11 protein-coding genes and 1 tRNA gene are annotated in these 18768 nt (G+C 66.8%); 6 read left to right on the forward strand and 6 right to left on the reverse strand.

Annotated features, from left to right (window positions below):
- The first annotated feature begins 53 nt into the window (after positions 1–53).
- Entirely contained in the window at positions 54–2171 is a 2118-nt protein-coding gene (locus tag DM992_RS09500; protein WP_111016627.1) for a prolyl oligopeptidase family serine peptidase, read from the forward strand.
- 20 nt (positions 2172–2191) lie between these two features.
- Here the strand turns inward: DM992_RS09500 and xth are convergent, their stop codons facing one another.
- Positions 2192–2968 carry an exodeoxyribonuclease III gene (gene xth, locus DM992_RS09505; protein WP_111016628.1) on the reverse strand — a complete coding sequence of 259 codons (777 nt, stop codon included), beginning with the start codon at positions 2966–2968 and terminating at the stop codon, positions 2192–2194.
- Between the two features lie 183 nt (positions 2969–3151).
- On the opposite strand from xth, the gene DM992_RS09510 reads away from it, so the two are divergent.
- Positions 3152–3228 (forward strand) — tRNA-Met (locus DM992_RS09510).
- A 107-nt stretch (positions 3229–3335) separates the two neighbouring features.
- On the opposite strand, the gene DM992_RS09515 is transcribed toward DM992_RS09510, so the two are convergent.
- A complete protein-coding gene (locus tag DM992_RS09515; protein WP_111016629.1) occupies positions 3336–4028 on the reverse strand; it encodes an aspartate/glutamate racemase family protein in 693 nt (230 codons plus the stop codon).
- 150 nt (positions 4029–4178) lie between these two features.
- Between DM992_RS09515 and dinB the strand changes: the two genes are divergently transcribed.
- Entirely contained in the window at positions 4179–5342 is a 1164-nt protein-coding gene (gene dinB, locus DM992_RS09520; RefSeq protein WP_111016630.1) for a DNA polymerase IV, read from the forward strand.
- A gap of 58 nt (positions 5343–5400) precedes the next feature.
- Here the strand turns inward: dinB and DM992_RS09525 are convergent, their stop codons facing one another.
- The 4 genes from DM992_RS09525 to fixL all read right to left on the reverse strand — a co-directional run bounded on the left by DM992_RS09525 (position 5401) and on the right by fixL (position 11979).
- A complete protein-coding gene (locus DM992_RS09525; RefSeq protein ID WP_111016631.1) occupies positions 5401–7488 on the reverse strand; it encodes a M3 family metallopeptidase in 2088 nt (695 codons plus the stop codon).
- 248 nt (positions 7489–7736) lie between these two features.
- On the reverse strand, positions 7737–8597 hold the full coding sequence (gene folD / locus DM992_RS09530) for a bifunctional methylenetetrahydrofolate dehydrogenase/methenyltetrahydrofolate cyclohydrolase FolD (protein ID WP_111016632.1): 861 nt from the start codon (positions 8595–8597) through the stop codon (positions 7737–7739).
- 230 nt (positions 8598–8827) lie between these two features.
- Positions 8828–9466, reverse strand: a complete 639-nt coding sequence (gene fixJ, locus DM992_RS09535; RefSeq protein ID WP_006493245.1) for an oxygen response regulator transcription factor FixJ — start codon at positions 9464–9466, stop codon at positions 8828–8830.
- Positions 9463–11979, reverse strand: coding sequence for an oxygen sensor histidine kinase FixL (gene fixL / locus DM992_RS09540; protein ID WP_111016633.1), 2517 nt, complete (start codon positions 11977–11979; stop codon positions 9463–9465). The genes fixJ and fixL overlap by 4 nt, the downstream gene beginning before the upstream one ends.
- Before the next feature lie 273 nt (positions 11980–12252).
- Between fixL and aceE the strand changes: the two genes are divergently transcribed.
- The 3 genes from aceE to lpdA all read left to right on the forward strand — a co-directional run bounded on the left by aceE (position 12253) and on the right by lpdA (position 18708).
- Positions 12253–14949, forward strand: a complete 2697-nt coding sequence (gene aceE / locus DM992_RS09545; protein WP_111016634.1) for a pyruvate dehydrogenase (acetyl-transferring), homodimeric type — start codon at positions 12253–12255, stop codon at positions 14947–14949.
- A 68-nt stretch (positions 14950–15017) separates the two neighbouring features.
- Positions 15018–16667 (forward strand): dihydrolipoyllysine-residue acetyltransferase, encoded by a 1650-nt coding sequence (gene aceF, locus DM992_RS09550; protein WP_111016635.1) that lies wholly within the window; start codon positions 15018–15020, stop codon positions 16665–16667.
- Between the two features lie 274 nt (positions 16668–16941).
- Positions 16942–18708 (forward strand): dihydrolipoyl dehydrogenase, encoded by a 1767-nt coding sequence (lpdA, locus tag DM992_RS09560; protein ID WP_111016636.1) that lies wholly within the window; start codon positions 16942–16944, stop codon positions 18706–18708.
- The last annotated feature ends 60 nt before the right edge of the window (positions 18709–18768 follow it).

Raw genomic sequence — 18768 nt, forward strand, 5'->3', positions numbered from 1 at the left:
GCGATCGGACATAATCGCGGTTTGCACGCAGTTTCCCAATCCGCCGATCCGCAATGTCCGATTCCTTCCGCTGGCCCGCCGGGGCCGACCCGTTCCGTTTCCTCGAAGCGCTCGACAGCAAGCGCGCCCGCACGTGGGTCGACGAGCAGAATGCGCGCACGCGCGCCGCACTGCGCGACGACGACGCGTTTCGCGCGCTCACGGCGCGTCTCGCGAAAGCGTATCTGCCGCGCGAACGCCCGGTGATTCCGACCCGCTGGCGCGACTGGGCCTACGACCTGTGGCAGGACGATCTCCATCCGAAGGGGCTGTGGCGCCGCACGCGCTGGGACGACTGGCGCGCCGGGCGGCCGGCGTGGGAAACGCTGCTCGACATCGACGCGCTCGGTGCCGAGGAGGGCGAGTCGTGGGTGTTCGAGCAGGAGGCGATCCTGTATCCGGACGGCGATCGCGCGCTGCTGTCGCTGTCGCCGGGCGGCGCCGATGCGGTCGTCGTGCGCGAATTCGATCTCGTCGAGCGCCGTTTCGTCGACGGCGGTTTCACGATCGACGAGCCGGGGCATCACACGATCGGCTGGATCGACCGCGATACCGTCTACGTGAGCTGGGATCGCGGCGAAGCGCATGCGACCGCGGCCGGTTATCCGTATGAAGCGCGGCGCTGGGTGCGCGGTACGCCGCTTGCCGACGCGCCCGTCGTATTCCGCGGCGAACCCGACGATATCAGTGCGGGCGCGGGGTTCGATCCGATCGACAACCGCCACGTCGCGTGGCGCAGCGTCGATTTCTTCGACGCGCATGCGTACCGGCTGACGGAGGCGGGCGAGTGGGCGCGCTACGACGTGCCGACGCATGTCGAGGTCGGGTTCTGGGAAGGCTGGCTCGTGCTGGAGCCGCGCCTCGACTGGGACTGCGGCGGTGTGCGCCATGCGGGCGGGTCGCTGCTCGCGATCCGCGAGCAGGCGTTCCTGGCCGGCTCGCGCGAGCTCACGACGCTGTTCGCGCCGCAACCGTCGACGTCCGCCTGCACGTGGACGCACACGCGCACGATGCTGATCGCGAGCTGGCTCGACGACGTGCACAACCGGACGATGCTGTGGCAGCCGCGTCAGGCCGACGACGGCACGTGGACGTGGGACGCGCGGCCGTTCGGCTGGCCGGGCGATGCGCAGATCGACGTCGAGCCTGTCGAGTCGACGCTGAACGACGAGGTCTACGTGGACGTCGACACCTATCTCGATCCGCCCGAATGCTGGCTGGCCGACCTTGCCGATCGCGCGGCCGATGCGCCGTCGCGCCGCGTGCTGCTCGACCGGCCGCCGGTGCAGTTCGATGCGGCCGGGCTCGTCGTGCGTCGTGCAAGCGCGCGCTCGCGCGACGGCACGGTGGTGCCGTACACGCTGATCGGGCCGCGCGATGCGCTGGACGCACTCGATGTGCCTGGCGGCGCCGCGCGCGTCGCGCGGCCGTGCCTGCTGTCCGGCTACGGCGGCTTTGCGATCCCGAACCTGCCGGGCTACAGCGATGCGTTCGGCATCGGGTGGCTCGAGCGCGGCGGCGTCTTGGCGTTCGCGCACATCCGCGGCGGCGGCGAGTTCGGGCCGAGCTGGCACGTCGATGCGCAGCGCGAACACCGGCAGCGGTCGTTCGACGATTTCATCGCGGTGGCCGAGGATCTGGTTGCCACCGGCGTGACGACCGCCGCGCAGCTCGGGATCGAGGGCGGCAGCAACGGCGGGCTGCTGGTCGCCGCGTGCATGGCGCAGCGGCCGGAGCTGTTCGGCGCGGTGCTGTGCCGCGTGCCGCTGCTGGACATGCGCCGTTATCCGAAGCTGCACGCAGGCGCCGCGTGGCTCGACGAATACGGCGACCCGGACGATCCGCGCGAGGGTGCGGCGCTGGCCGCGTATTCGCCGTATCACCGCGTGCGCGAAGGCGTCGCGTATCCGCCGCTGCTGCTGACGACGTCGACGCGCGACGATCGCGTGCATCCCGCGCATGCGCGCAAGATGGCCGCGCGCATGCATGCGCTCGGTCACGAACGGGTGTGGTACTGGGAGAACACCGATGGCGGCCACGGCAGCGCCGACGATCTGGAACGCGCCGAATCCGACGCGGCCGAATTCGGGTTCCTGTGGACCCATCTCGGGCCGGCGCCCGCGCGGCGCTGAACGCGCGGGCTACTGCGCGATCAACCGACGACCGCGACGACGGGCGTGTGGTCGGACGGCTGTTCCCACGTGCGCGGCGTGCGGTCGATCTCGCACGACGAGCAGGTTGCGGCGAGCGCCGGCGACAGCAGGATGTGGTCGATGCGCAGCCCCGCGTTGCGGCGGAACGCCATCATCCGGTAGTCCCACCACGTGAAGGTCTTCTCGGGCTGTTCGAAGCGGCGGAACGCATCGACGAAGCCGAGCTCGATCAGCTTCGCGAAGTGCGCGCGTTCCTGCGGCGACACGAGGTTCTGGCCTTCCCATTTCGCGGGATCGTGCACGTCGCGGTCTTCCGGCGCGATGTTGTAGTCGCCGAGCAGCGCGAGCTTCGGGTGGCGCTGCAGCTCGGTGCTCAGCCACGCGTGCAGCGCATCGAGCCACTGCATCTTGTAGACGAACTTGTCGGAGTCGGGCGCCTGGCCGTTCGGAAAATAGGCGCACACGATGCGCACGCCGTCGATCGTCGCGGCGATCACGCGCTGCTGCGGATCGTCGAAGCCGGGGATGTTGCGCACGACGTCCGATTCGTCGACGGACAGCGTGTCGCGCGCGAGGATCGCGACGCCGTTGTAGGTCCTCTGGCCCGTGAACCAGCTGCGGTAGCCGATCGCTTCGAGATCGGCGCGCGGAAATTTCTCGTCCGGCAGCTTCAGTTCCTGCAGGCACAGCACGTCGGTGCCGCTTTGCGCGAGCCAGTCGAGCACGTGCTGCTTGCGGACGTTGAGCGAGTTGACGTTCCAGGTGGCGATTTTCATGAACGGGAGTGTGCGTGCGGGGTGAATGCGAAGGCCGCCATCTTACCGCGAGCACGCGGCGCGAACGCGTGCGATGCGCGACGCAGCGAAGGCGTCACGCGTCGCTGCAGCGGGGAGGGGAGAAGAAATTGTGACAAAAGTGTTGACGTAAGTACTCCCTCACCCTATAATTTATTTCTCTGACGCGGGGTGGAGCAGTCTGGCAGCTCGTCGGGCTCATAACCCGAAGGTCGTAGGTTCAAATCCTACCCCCGCAACCAAGCACACCAGACGATGTGCAGCGCAAGTGACCGATGCGCGCTTCGTCGACAGGAACCCGGCCTCGTGCCGGGTTTTTTGTTTTCTGCGCGTGCGTCGTTGCGCGTCGCTATTGCGCAGCCCATTCCACGGCCGCCTTCGCATGCAGCGCGGTCGTGTCGAATACCGGCAGCGGTGAGTCGTCCGCGCCGATCAGCAGCGTGATTTCCGTACAGCCGAGGATCACGGCCTGCGCACCGCGCTTCGCCAGTCCTTCGATGATCGTCACGTACGTCGCACGCGATTCGGGCGAGACGACGCCGTGACACAGCTCGTCGTAGATGATCCGGTGCACGTCGTCGCGCCCGCGTTCGTCGGGCACGAGCACGTCCATCCCGAACTTCCCGCGCAGCCGTTCCGCATAGAATGGCAACTCCATCGTGTAGCGCGTGCCGAGCAGCGCAACGCGCTCGACGCCCGCGTCGCGCAGCGCGGTGCCCGTCGGATCGGCGATGTGCAGGAACGGCAGCGTCACCGCGGCTTCGATCGCGTCGTGCACGCGGTGCATCGTATTGGTCGTCAGCACGACGAGATCGGCGCCGGCCGCTTCGAGCTGCCGCGCGGCGTCGGCCATCCGTTCGCCGAGCGCGGCCCAGTCGTGCGTGCGCTGCAGCGCTTCGATCTCTGCGAAATCGACCGTCACCAGCACGCTCTTCGCGTTGTGGTGTCCTCCATGCAGCCCTTTCGAGTGCCGGTTGATCATCCGGTAGTACTCGGCCGACGATTCCCAGCTCATTCCGCCGATCAGTCCGATCGTCTTCATTCGTCACCTTTGCGTTTCGTGTGTCGCGGCAGACGAGTATAGGCGCCGCTCTCCGCGCACGGCCGGTACGATCCGCGCAAAGCGGGCCGGTACGGCGCGGCCGGGCCGGGCGGCCGATGACGGGCGCACGCGACAGTTGAAACCGGCACTGTGTTTTTGTACAGTATCGGCACCGTGAACCCGACCACCATTCCGCCTGCCGATCCGCACGCACCGCCGCCGGGCGAGGCGCTGCCGCGCATGCGCAAGATCATTCACTGCGATTGCGACTGCTTCTACGCGTCGGTCGAGATGCGCGACGATCCGTCGCTGCGCAACCGGCCGCTCGCGGTCGGCGGCCGGCCCGACCAGCGCGGCGTGATCGCGACCTGCAACTACGAGGCGCGGCGCTACGGCGTGCATTCGGCGATGTCGTCGGCGCTGGCGATGCGCAAGTGTCCGGACCTGCTGATCCTGCCGTCCGCGATGGACAAGTACCGCGCGGCGTCGCGGCAGATCATGGCGATCTATCGCGACTACACGCCCGACGTCGAGCCGCTGTCGCTCGACGAGGCGTACCTCGACGTCAGCGGGTCCGAGCGGTGCCAGGGCAGCGCGACGCTGATTGCGCGGGAGATCCGCCAGCGCGTGCACGACACGGTCGGCGTGACCGTGTCGGCAGGCGTCGCGCCGAACAAGTTCATCGCGAAGATCGCGTCCGACTGGAACAAGCCCGACGGCCTGTTCGTCGTGCGGCCGCACGAGATCGACGCGTTCGTCGCGGCACTGCCGGTGCGCAAGCTGCACGGCGTCGGCAAGGTGACGGCCACGCGGCTCGACCGGCTCGGCATCCAGACCTGCGCGCAATTGCGCGACTGGCCGCTGATCGACCTGCACCGCGAATTCGGCGCGTTCGGGCGGCGGCTGTACGAACTGTCGCGCGGGATCGACGAGCGGCCGGTGCAGGCCGACCAGGAGCGCAAATCGGTCAGCGTCGAGACGACCTACGTGACCGACCTGACGACGCTCGAGCAATGCGCGGAGGAAATCCGCCGCCTGGTCGTGCAGCTCGACGCCCGGGTCGCGCGCGCAGGCGCCGCGCGGTCGATCCGCAAGCTGTACGTGAAGATCCGCTTCGCCGATTTCCAGCGCACGATCGTCGAGTGCGTGGCCGACGCGACGAATGCGGATACGGCCGTCACGCTGCTTGCGAAGGGGCTGCAGCGGCGCGCGCAGGCCGTGCGGCTGCTCGGCGTCGGCGTGCGCATCGACGAGGACACGGCCGAGCGTCACGGGCAATTCTCGCTGTTCGACGACGAATCGCCCGCACCATGAAAAAAGGCACCGCCGAAACGGTGCCTTTCGATGCAGCCCGAAGGGCCGGGCGGCGCGCTCAGTGCGCGGGCGCGGTCATCCCGTTGTGGCGCAGCAGCGCATCGATTTCCGGCTCGCGGCCGCGGAATGCCTTGAACGAATCCATCGCCGGACGGCTGCCGCCGACCTCGAGGATTTCTCGGCGATAGCGCGTGCCGGTCGCCGCGTCGAGCACGCTGCCGCCCCCGGCGGCCGCTTCCTCGAACGCCGCGTACGCGTCGGCCGACAGCACCTCGGCCCACTTGTAGCTGTAGTAGCCGGCGGCATAACCGCCCGCGAAGATATGGCTGAACGTGTTCGGCCAGCGCGAGAACGCCGCCTGCGGGATCACGTGATAGCGCTCGTTGATCTCGCGCGCGAACGCGGTTACGCCGGTCGGGCCCGCCGGGTCGAAGTCGACGTGCAGCAGCATGTCGAACATCGAGAACACGATCTGGCGCAGCGTGCCGAGCCCGCTCTGGAAATTCTTCGCGGCGATCATCTTGTCGAACAGTTCGCGCGGCAGCGTGGCGCCCGTGTCGACGTGCGACGACATCGACGACAGCACGTCCCATTCCCAGCAGAAGTTTTCCATGAACTGCGACGGCAGCTCGACCGCATCCCATTCGACGCCGTTGATGCCCGACACGCCGAGCTCGTCGACGCGCGTGAGCATGTGATGCAGCCCGTGGCCGAACTCATGGAACAGCGTGATGACTTCGTCGTGCGTGAAGCACGCGGGCTTGCCACCGACCGGCGCCGAGAAGTTGCAGGTCAGGTACGCGACCGGCGTCTGCACGGTGCTGCCGCGCTTCGCACGCGAACGCGCGTCGTCCATCCATGCGCCGCCGCGCTTGCCTTCGCGCGCGTACAGGTCGAGATAGAACTGCGCAACGAGCGAGCCGTCGCGGTTCTCGACGCGGAAAAAGCGCACGTCCTTGTGCCACACCGGCGCATCGTCCGGCTTGATCCGCACGCCGAACAGCGTCTCGGTGACGGTGAACAGGCCCTTCAGCACGGCCGGCTCGGGGAAGTACTGCTTGACCTCGTTTTCCGAGAACGCGTAGCGCTGCTGGCGCAGCTTTTCGGCCGCGTACGCGACGTCCCACGGCGCGAGTTCGGCGAGGCCGAGTTCCTTCGCGGCGAATGCGCGCAGCTCGTCCCAGTCCTTGTCCGCGTGCGGGCGCGCACGCGTCGCGAGATCCTCGAGGAACGCGATCACCTGCTGCGGCGATTCGGCCATCTTCGGCGCGAGCGACACTTCGGCGAAGTTGCGGTAGCCGAGCATCTGCGCCTCTTCGCGGCGCAGCTTCAGCTCGTCGGCGACGATTGCCGTGTTGTCCCATTCGGCGTTGCCGCCGCCGTACTGCGGCCCGAGCTCCGACGCGCGCGTCGCATAGGCGCGGTAGAGCGTCTCGCGCAGCGCGCGGTCGTCCGCATACTGCAGCACCGGGAAGTACGACGGGAAGTGCAGCGTGAATTTCCAGCCGTCCTTGCCGTCCTTTTGCGCGGCTTCGCGGGCGGCCTCGATCGCGTCGCCGGGCAGGCCGGCCAGTTCGGCGTCGTCCTGCGCGAAGTACGCGTACGCGTTGGTCGCGTCGAGCACGTGGTCGGAGAACGCCTTCGACAGCGCGGCCTGCTGTTCCTGCAGTTCCGCGAAGCGCGGCTTCCGGTCTTCGGGCAGTTCGGCGCCCGACAGGCGGAAATCGCGCAGTGCGTTGTCGAGGATCTTCTTGCGCTCGGCGGACAGCGTCGCGTATTCGGCACTCGCGGCGATCGCCTTGTATTTCTCGTACAGCGCGAGATTCTGGCCGACGCTCGACCAGAACTCGGTCACGCGCGGCAGGTTTTCGCCGTACGCGGCTCGCAGTTCGGGCGTATCGGCGACCGCGTTCAGGTGGCCCACGACGCCCCATGCACGACCGAGCGGCTCCGTCGCCTGCTCGACCGTCTCGACGACGGCGGCCCAGGTCGCCGGCGTCGCGGGCGCGCTCGCGGCGTCGACCGCGCGGCTGGCTGCGTCGAGCAGCGTATCGAGCGCGGGCGTCACGTGTTCCGGACGGATTTCGCCGAAGCGGGGCAGGTCGGAGAAGTCGAGGAGCGGATTGGTGTTGGCGCTGGCGGACATAAGACTCCCTGTCTGTTGCCGGATGAACCGGGATGAAAAGGGTAACGGCGCGATGGCGCCCGATACCGACATTATTGGGGCGCATCGTGCGCTTTCCAATCGTTAGTTTCTAACGGCGCGATTGACGCAGGGTCGGATGCGGGGCAGAAAGCCGTCGGGCAACGTGCGGCCGGCGCAGTGCGGCCGGCGCGGTGCCGCTGGCGAGGCGCCGGCGCACGGAACCGCGCGCCGGCTGAACGGGCAGGGGGTCAGGCGGCCGCGGCGGCAGCGCGCTCGGCGGCTTCGATCGTGTTGATCAGCAGCATCGTGATGGTCATCGGGCCGACGCCGCCCGGCACCGGCGTGATGTGGCCGGCGACTTCCTTCACGCCCGCGAAGTCGACGTCGCCGCACAGCTTGCCCGCGTCGTCGCGGTTCATGCCGACGTCGATCACCGTCGCGCCCGGTTTCACCATGTCGGCCGTCAGGATGTTGCGCTTGCCGACCGCGGCGACCACGACGTCGGCCTGCCGCGTGTGCGCGGCGAGGTCGCGCGTCTTGCTGTGGCAGATCGTTACGGTCGCACCCGCTTCGAGCAGCAGCATCGCCATCGGCTTGCCGACGATGTTCGAGCGGCCGATCACGACCGCGTTCGCGCCCTGCAGCGCGATGTCATGCGCCTCGAACATCTTCATCACGCCGTACGGCGTGCACGGGCGGAACAGCGGCTTGCCGGTCATCAGCGCGCCGGCGTTCGCGACGTGAAAGCCGTCGACGTCCTTCTCCGGCGCGATCGCCTCGATCACCTTGTGGCTGTCGATGTGCGCCGGCAGCGGCAGCTGGACGAGGATGCCGTGGATCTTCGGGTCGCGGTTCAGTTCGTCGATGCGCGCGAGCAGGGCGGCTTCCGACAGCGTTGCCGGGTACGCGTCCTTCAGCGAGAAGAAACCGTTGTCCTCGCATGCCTTGATCTTGTTGCGCACATAGACTTCGCTCGCCGGGTTCTCGCCGACGAGGATCACTGCGAGGCCGGGCTGGTGGCCGCGTGCGGTCAGGGCGGCGGCGCGTTCGGCGGCCTGCGCGCGCAAGGTCTTCGAAAGGGCGTTGCCGTCGATGAGGAGGGCTGTCATGGTGGTGGGTCCTGCCGGGAAGTTGGAATGCGTGCGTACGGCACCCGAAGCGCCGCAGCAAAACACGCAATTATACCGTTCGCCTGCTGCCGTCCGACAGCGAATAAGCGGGAAACGTCATGGCCGCGGCGCTCGCGCGCCGGGAGGAAAGGCCGCCGCCGCGCGAGTGGGCCGCATCGCGCGGGGCGGCTGCGGGCCGGGCGGGCAGTGCCGCCGCGGCCGGCGAACGCTCAGGCCTGTTTCTTCGACAGCGCGAGGCGCAGCAGGTCGGCCACCGTGTTGACGTTGAGCTTTTCCATGATGTTCGCGCGGTGCGCTTCGACCGTCTTGATGCTGATGCCGAGGTCGTCGGCGATCTGCTTGTTCAGGCGGCCCGCGATGATCCGTTCGAGCACCTGTTGCTCGCGCGCGGTCAGCTTCGACAGGCGTTCGCTCGCGGCACGCTGTTCCTGGACGCTCTTGCTTTCGCTTCGGGCCTTGTCGAGCATCCGCTCGACGAGCTTGCGCAGCTCGGCTTCGTCGAACGGTTTCTCGATAAAGTCCATCGCACCCTTTTTCATCGTCGACACGGCCATCGGCACGTCGCCGTGACCGGTGACGAAGATGATCGGCAGCGCGGCGTTGTCGGCGATCAGGCGTTCCTGCAGTTCGAGGCCGCTCATGCCCGACATCCGCACGTCGAGGATCAGGCATGCGATCTGGCCGGCCTGCTGCGCAGGCTGGTATGCATCGAGGAATTGTTCGGCGCTCGAGAAGCATTGCACGCGATAGCCGTTCGCCTCCAGCAGCCAGCGCAGCGAGTCCCGTACGGCCTCGTCGTCGTCGACGACAAAGACGGTTTCCTGAGTGGTGGTGACAGGGCTATTCATAGTTCTCCCGTTACGGTATGTGATGCCGATGCCTCGCGCCCCCCTTGGCCGAGATCAGCGGGTTCCCCAATGGGCAGGCTGCAGTGGAACGTCGCGCCGGAAATGCGGCCATCCAGCTCGACGTTGTTGACCACCCACAGACGCCCCCGATGCGATTCGATGATCGAACGGCAGATGTTCAGCCCCATGCCCATGCCATCGGACTTGGTGCTGTAAAACGGTTCGAACAGGCGTTCGGCGGTCGCCTCGTCGACGCCCGGACCCTGGTCGATCACGCGGATGTCGACGAAGCCCGCATCGATGTCGGCGACGACGCGGATCACGCCGTCCGCCGACGCCGGCTTCACGTCGGCCATCGCCTCGGCTGCGTTCTTCATCAGGTTCATCAGCACCTGCTCGATCAGCACGGGGTCGACATAAATAATAGGCATTCTTGCGAGGATTTCCGTGACGATCCGGATCCTGCGTTTCCTGGCCTCGATTTCGGCGAGCCCGACCGCGTCGGCGACGATGTCCGCGACGCGCGCCGGCTGGCGCTTCGGCTCGCTGCGCTTCACGAATTCGCGGATCCGCTTGACGATCATCCCCGCGCGCAGCGCCTGCTGCGCGGTCTTTTCCAGCGCGGGCTGCAGCGTCTCGGGCGTGCCGCGGCCGCTCTTGACGAGCGCGAGCGTGCCCGAACAGTAGTTGTTGATCGCGGCGAGCGGCTGGTTCAATTCGTGAGCAATCGACGACGCCATTTCACCCATCGTCATCAATCGGCTCGTGAACTGCAGCTTCTCTTCCTGCTGGTGCGCGAGTTCCTGCGCCTTCTTGCGGGTCGTGATGTCGGTCGCGATCTGCATCTGCGCGAGGTGGCCGTCCACCCACTGGATGTACTGGCGGCGCACCTCGAACCACTTCTGGATGCTCTCGACGTACACCTCCTGCGCATCGGCGGTGCTGCTCGTCAGCGCGGCGGCCGGCAGGCCGGCGAACGCGTCGACCATGTCGATCGAGTCGGACGATGCCTGCGCGCGGTCGAAGCCGCCGCCCGACAGCTCGAGATGGCCGTCCGGGCGGATGCCGAACAGGTGGCGGTAGTAGCGGTTCGCGAACAGCAGCTCGGCCTCGTCGGCGGCCAGCACCGACACCGCGGCGTCGAGGCTTTCGAGCACCGTCGTGAAGCGCTCGTGCGCGGCCGCAAGCTCCTCGCGCGCGCGCTTCGGCTCGGTGATGTCGGTCATCGACGACATCCAGCCGGTCTGGCGGCCGGAGCTGTCGATCAGCGGCGATACGTACAGGCGCGCATGGAACAGCGTGCCGTTCTTGCGCCGCACGCGCAGCTCGAACCCCGAGCTCGGCGCCTTGCCGCGCAGCGTCATGTCGAGCTGGCGCTGCATTTCCGGGTAAGCGTCGCGCGGCCAGTACGGGAACGGCGCGACCTTGCCGACGAGGTCGGTTTCGTCCCAGCCCGTCATCCGGCAGAACGCGGGGTTCACGTGCGTGATGCGGCCGTGCATGTCGAGCACGCGCATGCCGATCAGCACCGAGTTTTCCATCGCGCGGCGGAAGAACGCTTCCGCGTACAGCGCCTGCTGCGCCTCGAAGCGCTGGCGCGTGTGCTTCCACAGGCTCCAGAGGCTCCACAGCACGAAGCACGACAGCCCCGCGACGAGCCACACGAGCGTGTTGTTGGTCAGGTTGGTGAGCTGCGGGAACGCGTACACGCGCACGGTCAGTCCCTGGCCGGGCGGATCGAGCGGCAGGTCGTAGTGCGAGTCGCGCGGCAGGCGCGGGCGCGTCGACGTGGACGACAGCTCGCGGTTGTTCGAGTCGGTGATCGAGATCTTGTACTTCGACGACAGCTCCTGCGGGATGTCGTGCTTCAGGATGCCTTCGACCGAGAACACCGCGGCGATCGAGCCGAGATATTCGCGGTCGCCGCGCATCACGGGCGTCTGCAGCGTGATGAAGCCGTTGCCGAAGTCGTCGTAGATCAGCGGCGAATAGGCCTGGCGGCGCGTGCTGCGCGCTTCGTCGTAGGCGCCGCGCACGGCGTCCTGCATCTGCGCATCGCCGGGCTTCGCGAGCCGCTGGCCGAGCAGCGGCGGATGCACGGTCGGCCAGCGCTGCACGCCGGGTGCCGTGTACCAGTTCAGGTAGAGGATTTCCGGATGCGTCTGCATCACATCCGCGACGGCCATCTGGAACGCGTTCTGGTCGAGGCGGCCCGACGCGAGATCGCGCGACAGCGCCTGGAGCTGTTCCTGCGCGCCCGTCATCGACAGGCGGATCTGCTGCTGCGCCCACGCGACGTTGCGGAAGAGGGTGTCTTCCTGCTGCTGCTGTTCGCGGCGATTGAGGCTCCACAGGATGAGACTCATCACCACGAGGAACACGAGGATCGACAGCAGCGGCGTCAGCAAATAAGAATTGGACCACCACGGTCCGTGGTGCCAACGGGACGGCTGCGACTCCGCCGGCGGGCCCGACGGTCGCGCCGAGCGTGCGAAAAGCCGATCGGTCAACATGGCAGGATTGTAGCGCAGCGCAATACATGGAAAACCCATACCGGATATGTTGAACGGAAACGGATTTATGCCGCCGGGACGTGCCGCGGAGCCCCGAAGCGTGGGTGCGGCGCAGCAATATTTCGTATTGTGAGAAAAGATCTCACGATTCGAAAATTTTGTTGCGCAGGCCCGCGCACGCTCATTACAATCCGCTGGAGCTTGCCCGCAGCCGGTCGCTTCGCGTCGTCTGCACGAGAGCGATCCTCACATTCCAGGACCCAGGAGACGAGAATGTCCGCTGTACCGAACGAAGTGATGAAATATGTCGCCGCCGAACATGACGACGACCCGCAAGAAACCGTTGAGTGGCTGGAATCGCTCGATGGCGTGATCTCCTCCGTGGGCACCGGCCGCGCGCATTACCTGATCGAAAAGCAGATCGAGTTCGCCCGCATGCACGGCGAGCACCTGCCGTTTTCCGCGAATACCCCGTACATCAACACGATTCCGGTCGAAGCCCAGGCGAAGATTCCGGGCGACCAGGATATCGAGCACCGCATCCGTTCGTACACGCGCTGGAACGCGCTGGCGATGGTGCTGCGCGCTGGCAAGGACACGAACGTCGGCGGCCACATCGCATCGTTCGCGTCGGCCGCGACGCTCTATGACGTCGGCTACAACCACTTCTGGCACGCAGCATCCGACCAGCACGGCGGCGATCTCGTGTTCGTGCAGGGCCACTCGTCGCCGGGCGTGTATTCGCGCGCGTTCCTGCTCGGCCGCCTGAAGGAAGAGCAGCTCGACAACTTCCGCCAGGAAGTCGACGGCAACGGCATTTCGTCGTACCCGCACCCGTGGCTGATGCCGGACTTCTGGCAGTTCCCGACCGTGTCGATGGGTCTCGGCCCGATCATGGCGATCTACCAGGCGCGCTTCATGAAGTACCTGCAGGCGCGCGGCATCGCGACGACGGAAGGCCGCAAGGTGTGGGCGTTCCTCGGCGACGGCGAGACGGACGAACCGGAATCGCTCGGCGCGATCGGGATGGCGAGCCGCGAGAAGCTCGACAACCTCGTGTTCGTGATCAACTGCAACCTGCAGCGTCTCGACGGCCCGGTGCGCGGCAACGGCAAGATCATCCAGGAACTCGAATCGGAATTCCGCGGCGCCGGCTGGAACGTGATCAAGGTCATCTGGGGCAGCCGCTGGGATGCGCTGTTCGCGCGCGACAAGACGGGCGCGCTGATGCGCCGCATGATGGAAGTCGTCGACGGCGAATACCAGACCTACAAGTCGGAATCGGGCGCGTTCGTCCGTGAGCACTTCTTCAACTCGCCGGAACTGAAGGCACTCGTCGCCGACTGGTCGGACGACGACATCTGGGCGCTGAACCGCGGCGGCCACGATCCGCACAAGATCTATGCGGCGTTCCACGAAGCCAGCAACTCGAAGGGCGCGCCGACCGTCATCCTCGCGAAGACCATCAAGGGCTACGGGATGGGCGAGTCGGGCCAGGCGATGAACATCACGCACCAGCAGAAGAAGCTGCCGGTCGAGCAACTGAAGAAGTTCCGCGACCAGTTCCGCCTGCCGATCACCGACGAGCAGATCGCCGACGTGCCGTACCTGAAGTTCGAGGAAGGTTCGAAGGAGCTCGAATACATGCGCAAGCAGCGCATGGACCTCGGCGGCTACCTGCCGCACCGCCGCGAGAAGGCGACGTCGCTGCCGGTGCCGGCGCTCGACGCGTTCGAGCCGCTGCTGAAGGGCACGGGCGAAGGCCGCGAGATCTCGACGACGATGGCGTTCGTGCGGATCCTGAACATCCTGCTGAAGGACAAGGCGCTCGGCAAGCGCGTCGTGCCGATCGTCCCGGACGAGTCGCGCACGTTCGGCATGGAAGGCCTGTTCCGCCAGATCGGCATCTGGAACCAGCAGGGCCAGAAGTACGTGCCGGAAGATTCCGACCAGCTGATGTTCTACAAGGAATCGGAAACAGGCCAGATCCTGCAGGAAGGCATCAACGAAGCGGGCGGCATGTGCGACTGGATCGCGGCGGCGACGTCGTACTCGACGCACGGCGAGATCATGGTGCCGTTCTACATCTTCTACTCGATGTTCGGCTTCCAGCGGATCGGCGACCTCGCATGGGCCGCGGGCGACATGCGCTCGCGCGGCTTCCTGCTCGGCGGTACCGCGGGCCGCACGACGCTGAACGGCGAAGGCCTGCAGCACGAAGACGGCCACTCGCTCCTGTGGGCGGCGTCGGTGCCGAACTGCGTGAGCTACGACCCGACCTTCGGCTACGAACTGGCCGTGATCGTCCAGGACGGCCTGCGCCGCATGGTCCAGGACCAGGAAGACGTGTACTACTACATCACGGTGATGAACGAGAACTACGAGCACCCGGCGATTCCGCAGGGCGAGCACGTGGCGGCCGACATCATCAAGGGCATGTACGCGTTCAGGAAGGCCGACGCCGACAAGAAGGCGCCGCGCGTCCAGCTGCTCGGCGCGGGCACGATCTTCAACGAAGTGATCGCTGCCGCCGACCTGCTGAAGAACGACTGGGGCGTCGCCGCCGACCTGTGGAGCGTGCCGAGCTTCACCGAACTCGCGCGCGAAGGCCACCAGGTCGAGCGCTGGAACCTGCTCCATCCGACCGAGGAGCGTCGCCTGTCGCACGTGCAGAAGTGCCTGAAGGACACGCAGGGCCCGGTCATCGCATCGACCGACTACGTCCGCGCGCTGGTCGACCAGATTCGCGGCCAGATCGATCGCCGCTTCGTCGTGCTGGGCACGGACGGCTTCGGCCGCTCGGATACCCGCGAGAAGCTGCGTCACTTCTTCGAGGTCGACCGTCACTGGGTCACCGTCGCTGCGCTCAACGCGCTGGCCGACGAAGGCACGATCGAGCGCAAGGTGGTCGCGGACGCGATCGCCAAGTACAACCTCGATCCGTCCAAGCCCAACCCGATGACCGTTTAACGCACACGCCGTGTGATGTCGCGCGTCGCTTCCGCGAGGAGCGCGCGCGGCCATGGAGACAGATACAGATGAGTCAAGCGATCGAAGTGAAGGTGCCGGATATCGGCGATTACAAGGACGTGCCCGTCATCGAAGTGCTCGTGAAGGCGGGCGACACGGTCGAGCCCGAGCAGTCGCTCGTCACGCTCGAGTCCGACAAGGCGACGATGGACGTCCCGAGCCCCGCGGCGGGCACGGTCAAGGAAGTGAAGGTGAAGGTGGGTGACTCGGTGTCGGAAGGCACGCTGATCATCCTGCTCGAAGGCGGCGCGGCCGCACAGCCGAACGGCGCGGCTGCGCCGGCTGCAGCCCCGGCTCCGGCGGCAGCACCGGCACCGGCCGCCGCAGCACCGGCTGCCGCACCGGCAGCGGCCGGCGGCACGCTCGAAGTGAAGGTGCCCGACATCGGCGACTACAAGGACGTCCCGGTGATCGAGATCGGCGTGAAGGTCGGCGATACGGTCGAGAAGGAGCAGTCGCTCGTCACGCTCGAATCGGACAAGGCGACGATGGACGTGCCGAGCCCGGCTGCGGGCGTCGTGAAGGACATCAAGGTGAAGGTGGGCGATTCGGTGTCGGAAGGCACGCTGATCGTGCTGCTCGAAGCCGCAGGCGCACCGGCAGCCGCACCGCAGGCGAGCGCACCGGCACCGGCCGCTGCTGCATCGGCTCCGGCGCCCGCCGCCGCACCCGCGAAGGCTGCGCCGGCACCGGCTGCCGCCGCGGCACCGGCCGCAGCGCCGTCGGGCGAATACCGCGCCAGCCACGCATCGCCGTCGGTGCGCAAGTTCGCGCGCGAACTCGGCGTCGAAGTCGCACGCGTGCAGGGCTCGGGTCCGAAGGGCCGCATCACGAAGGACGACGTCACGGGCTTCGTGAAGGGCGTGATGACGGGCCAGCGCGCAGCGCCGGGCGCGGCAGCTGCCGCGCCGGCAGGCGGCGGCGAACTGAACCTGCTGCCCTGGCCGAAGGTCGACTTCTCGAAGTTCGGCCCGTTCGAGGCGAAGCCGCTGTCGCGCATCAAGAAGATCTCGGGCGCGAACCTGCATCGCAACTGGGTGATGATCCCGCACGTCACGAACAACGACGAAGCGGACATCACCGATCTCGAGGCGCTGCGCGTCCAGTTGAACAAGGAGCACGAGAAGGCGGGCGTGAAGTTCACGATGCTCGCGTTCGTGATCAAGGCGGTCGTTGCCGCGCTGAAGAAATTCCCGACCTTCAACGCGAGCCTCGACGGCGACAACCTCGTGTTCAAGCAGTACTTCCACGTCGGTTTCGCCGCCGATACGCCGAACGGCCTCGTCGTGCCGGTGATCCGCGATGCGGACAAGAAGGGCCTCGTCGACATCGCGAAGGAAATGAGCGACCTGTCGAAGGCCGCGCGCGAAGGCAAGCTGAAGCCGGACCAGATGCAGGGCGGCTGCTTCTCGATCTCGTCGCTCGGCGGGATCGGCGGGACGAACTTCACGCCGATCATCAACGCGCCGGAAGTGGCGATCCTCGGGTTGTCGCGCGGGCAGATGAAGCCGGTGTGGGACGGCAAGCAGTTCGTGCCGCGTCTCATGCTGCCGCTGTCGCTGTCGTATGACCATCGCGTGATCGATGGCGCGGAAGCCGCGCGGTTCAATGCGTATCTCGGCGCGTTGCTCGGCGATTTCCGGCGCATCGTTCTTTGATGAGCGGGGAGGGGCTCGCGGGGGCGTGGGGTTTATGTTGGTTATCCACGCTTCGTCGTTGAACTGGCTTTCCTGACGGTCTGCTGGCGTCGCCCCTGCGCGGGGCGGCGGTCACTTTTCTTTGTCTTCCAAAGAAAAGTGACCAAAAGAAAGGCGCGTCCTTGGGCGGACGGCAAGGTGGTTCTGCCCCGAGTCGCCGTTCTTTTGTCAGGCCGTAGTTCGCTCGCGAGTTTCTTCCCCCCTCTGTCTGCAGCTAATCAAGAAGGGGACAGCAATGAGTCTCATCGAAGTCAAGGTTCCGGATATCGGCGATTTCAGCGGCGTCGATGTCATCGAAGTCAACGTGAAGCCGGGCGACGTGATCGAAAAAGAGCAGACGCTCATCACGCTCGAATCGGACAAAGCCTCCATGGAAGTGCCCAGCGACGTCGCCGGGACAGTCAAGGAAGTCAAGGTCAAGGCCGGCGAGAAAGTCTCGCAGGGCACGGTCATCGCCATCGTCGAAGCATCGGCAGGCGCCGCCGCACCCGCGAAAGCACCGGAACCGGCCAAGCCCGCAGCGGCTGCTCCGGCACCGGCCGCAGCCGCGCCGGCGCCCGCGCCGCAAGCCGGCAGCTACGCCGGCGCAGTCGACATCGAATGCGACATGCTCGTGCTCGGCGCCGGCCCCGGCGGCTACTCGGCCGCGTTCCGCGCAGCCGATCTCGGCATGAAGACGGTGCTCGTCGAACGCTACTCGACGCTCGGCGGCGTATGCCTGAACGTCGGCTGCATCCCGTCGAAGGCGCTGCTGCACACGGCGCTCGTCATCGACGAAGCCGCGGCGCTCGCGTCGCACGGGATCACATTCGGCAAGCCGCAGGTCGATCTCGACAAGCTGCGCGACTTCAAGGGCGGCGTCGTCAAGAAGCTGACGACGGGCCTCGCCGGCATGGCGAAGGCGCGCAAGGTCGAAGTGGTCACGGGCGTCGGCGCATTCGTCGATCCGTATCACATGGAAGTGCAGGGCGAAAACGGCAAGAAGGTCGTCAAGTTCAAGCAGGCGATCATCGCCGCGGGCTCGCAGGCCGTGAAGCTGCCGTTCATGCCGGAAGACCCGCGGGTCGTCGATTCGACGGGCGCGCTCGAACTGCGCCAGTTGCCGAAGCGCATGCTCGTGATCGGCGGCGGCATCATCGGCCTCGAAATGGCGACGGTGTACGCGACGCTCGGCGCCGAGATCGACGTGGTCGAAATGATGGACGGCCTGATGATGGGCGCGGACCGCGATCTCGTGAAGGTATGGGAAAAGTACAACGCGAAGCGCTTCGGCAACGTGATGCTGAAGACCAAGACGGTCGGCGCGGAAGCGAAGGAAGACGGCATCTACGTGAAGTTCGAGGGCGAAAAGGCGCCGGCGGAAGCGCAGCGCTACGACCTCGTGCTCGTCGCGGTGGGCCGCAGCCCGAACGGCAAGAAGATCGGCGCCGACAAGGCCGGCGTCGCCGTCACGGATCGCGGCTTCATCGAAGTCGACAAGCAGATGCGCACGAACGTGCCGCACATCTTCGCGATCGGCGATATCGTCGGCCAGCCGATGCTCGCGCACAAGGCCGTGCATGAAGGCCACGTCGCAGCGGAAGCCGCGCACGGCGAGAAGGCGTACTTCGACGCACTGCAGATCCCGTCGGTGGCGTACACCGATCCGGAAGTGGCGTGGGCCGGCAAGACGGAAGACCAGTGCAAGGCCGAAGGCATCAAGTACGGCAAGGCCGTGTTCCCGTGGGCCGCTTCGGGCCGCGCGATCGCGAACGGCCGCGACGAAGGCTTCACGAAACTGATCTTCGACGAGGAAACCCATCGCGTGATCGGCGGCGGGATCGTCGGCCTGAACGCGGGCGACCTGATCAGCGAAGTGTGCCTCGCCGTCGAGATGGGCGCGGACGCGGAAGACATCGGCAAGACGATCCATCCGCACCCGACGCTCGGCGAATCGGTCGGCATGGCCGCCGAACTGTACGAAGGCGTCTGTACGGACCTGCCGCCGCAACGCAAGAAGTAACGCGACCGGCACGGCCGGTCATGCGCCGGCCATGAAAAACGCCGCTGCCCCGGGTAATCC

The sequence above is a fragment of the Burkholderia sp. JP2-270 genome, assembly GCF_003233675.1.
Lineage (GTDB): Bacteria > Pseudomonadota > Gammaproteobacteria > Burkholderiales > Burkholderiaceae > Burkholderia > Burkholderia pyrrocinia_C.

Bases quoted from the DNA above. Each gene is read 5' to 3' on its own strand.
- DM992_RS09500 (WP_111016627.1), top strand. From the start codon at position 54: ATGTCCGATTCCTTCCGCTGGCCCGCCGGGGCCGACCCGTTCCGTTTC.
- xth (WP_111016628.1), bottom strand. From the start codon at position 2,968: ATGAAAATCGCCACCTGGAACGTCAACTCGCTCAACGTCCGCAAGCAG.
- DM992_RS09515 (WP_111016629.1), bottom strand. From the start codon at position 4,028: ATGAAGACGATCGGACTGATCGGCGGAATGAGCTGGGAATCGTCGGCC.
- DM992_RS09525 (WP_111016631.1), bottom strand. From the start codon at position 7,488: ATGTCCGCCAGCGCCAACACCAATCCGCTCCTCGACTTCTCCGACCTG.
- folD (WP_111016632.1), bottom strand. From the start codon at position 8,597: ATGACAGCCCTCCTCATCGACGGCAACGCCCTTTCGAAGACCTTGCGC.
- fixJ (WP_006493245.1), bottom strand. From the start codon at position 9,466: ATGAATAGCCCTGTCACCACCACTCAGGAAACCGTCTTTGTCGTCGAC.
- fixL (WP_111016633.1), bottom strand. From the start codon at position 11,979: ATGTTGACCGATCGGCTTTTCGCACGCTCGGCGCGACCGTCGGGCCCG.
- aceE (WP_111016634.1), top strand. From the start codon at position 12,253: ATGTCCGCTGTACCGAACGAAGTGATGAAATATGTCGCCGCCGAACAT.
- aceF (WP_111016635.1), top strand. From the start codon at position 15,018: ATGAGTCAAGCGATCGAAGTGAAGGTGCCGGATATCGGCGATTACAAG.
- lpdA (WP_111016636.1), top strand. From the start codon at position 16,942: ATGAGTCTCATCGAAGTCAAGGTTCCGGATATCGGCGATTTCAGCGGC.